Source organism: Coprococcus sp. RTP21204st1_G4_RTP21204_210225 (assembly GCF_040915385.1).
Classification (GTDB): Bacteria; Bacillota; Clostridia; order Lachnospirales; family Lachnospiraceae; genus Allocoprococcus; species Allocoprococcus comes.
The window spans coordinates 1-1,893 of record NZ_JBCPDP010000053.1; the positions used below are offsets into that span (position 1 = coordinate 1).

At 32.0% G+C, this 1,893-nt stretch carries 2 protein-coding genes and 1 pseudogene; 1 reads left to right on the forward strand and 2 read right to left on the reverse strand.

Going from position 1 to position 1,893, the window contains the following annotated elements; translation table 11 throughout:
* A pseudogene (locus AB5213_RS16985) lies at positions 1-508 on the reverse strand (hypothetical protein); the annotation flags it as partial.
* Position 509: 1 nt separating this feature from the next.
* Positions 510-1,229 carry a DUF4099 domain-containing protein gene (locus AB5213_RS16990; RefSeq protein WP_005647336.1) on the reverse strand — a complete coding sequence of 240 codons (720 nt, stop codon included), beginning with the start codon at positions 1,227-1,229 and terminating at the stop codon, positions 510-512.
* 40 nt (positions 1,230-1,269) lie between these two features.
* Between AB5213_RS16990 and AB5213_RS16995 the strand changes: the two genes are divergently transcribed.
* Positions 1,270-1,893, forward strand: a 624-nt coding sequence (locus tag AB5213_RS16995) for a M23 family metallopeptidase (protein ID WP_368277017.1), incomplete at its 3' end; no start/stop codon positions are given.

Genomic DNA, 1,893 nt, shown 5'->3' on the forward strand with positions numbered 1-1,893 from the left:
GTTTAACTCCTACTTCATTAAACTTGTTCCAATCTATATCAACATATGAACCTTTACCATCTAGGGTTTGGTTTTGTTCATAAGCATATCGATAAAGGTCTTCTCCTTTATATGCAATTTTATTTTCAAGGTCAATGACTGTAAATCCGTCTTTATATCCTTCATTCTTATTAGCACCTTGTTTTATATCATCCCATTTTATAATTGCAACATTGTGGTTTTCTCGTAAATATTGGCTATATTCTTGGAAATTATTGCTAGCTTGTTCTTTATCAAAGAAACTGATTATTCTTTCTTTAGATTGCTCTAACAAGGATTCTCTATTATCTCCTAAATTGCCAAGTTTAAGTGTATTCAGTGGATAAGTATATGTTTCATTACCTTTGGAAAAGATAATATCACCATTTCGATATTCTTCTGAATATCCAAGAACTGCTGCTATGGCTCGGAATTGTCCGGCATTTTCATAACTATATTGCAGGGCTTCAAAACTTTTCTTTTCTTCCATTTTATAATTTGAATTTATGTTCTACTTTAGATTGAGATTCATTTCCAAGTGACGGCTTTTGTCCTTTCATGTATTCTATATATTCATTTCTGTTTTTATCAGTATGAATAGTTCCTATAATTTGTGGGTTATGCCGGTCATAAGCTATTTTCTGTTGCTGCTCGAAGTCTAGGAATTTTATTCCTCTTGGATTATTTAAATCTAATCTTATGGCAATTTTTTCTTTGTCAACGTTTAAAATCAATTCCTTACCTGATTTTAGAGTTTCCTTTTGTTGCTTATCCAGCTCAACACCTTTTATGTTTGAAGGTATTGAAATGCTTTTGATTTTTGTTTTAAGCAATTCGTTTGTTTCAGGGTCTAATTGTACAAGATATTTTTCATTGTTAATAGTTTTTGTTATTATTTCGTTATCTTGAAGTCGTTCTAACTCCTTTGGCTTAAGATTTATATCATTCATTATTTCTGGTCTGACTGGATGAATTTTAACGCCAGCATTGTTACTGTCTTTCCAGTACAAACTTATTTTTCCTTTCATACTTATTTCTTCTCCATTGTTATCGTGAAAAGAAAGGTCTAGTAAACTGGTTCTCTTTCCAGATAATAGAGCTGTGATATTTGCCTTATCCAAAGACCATATCTGCTTTTTTGATATTCCTATTAGTTCTAATTCTTTATATGGAATATCATTTTCATTAAAAATAGCTTGATTTTTATCCATGTAATGTATATTTTTGCTCAAAAGTAATAAAAATATCAATATGAAGAATAAAATTATCATGTTTTTTGCTTATTCATTGTTTTTTTCAGTGAATGGCTACTGTCAGTTTAATACGGTATTACAGAAAAAGGATATTCCTAAAGCAGAACCAGTATTAGCAACGACAGAAAATAAATTGATAGAAGAAAAAGAAAAGGCTGTTGTCGTCAATGATGCTTTGACTACAGAACGGCTTGCATACTGGAAGCAAAGAAGGTATTTATCTTTGCCCATTGATTCAATGGTGATAACTTCCTATTATGGTAAAAGAAAAGACCCATTTACTGGAAAAATAGCAAATCATAGAGGGATAGACCTTAAAGGTAACAACGACTATGTTTATTCGATAATGCCGGGAATGGTTGTAAAAACAGGAAAAAATAAAGGGTTGGGCAATTATGTAGAAGTGCGTCATGGTGATTTTACTTCTATCTATGGGCATTTATACAGTGTGCTTGTAAATGCGAAACAAGCTGTTGAAGCTGGGCAACCAATAGGCATTAGTGGAAGTACCGGGCGCAGCACAGGAGAACACTTACATTTTCAAATGGAATACAAAGATAAGACTATAGACCCCAAGCCAATTCTTGATTATATTAATGAGGTAATCAGAACCGGTAAAGGA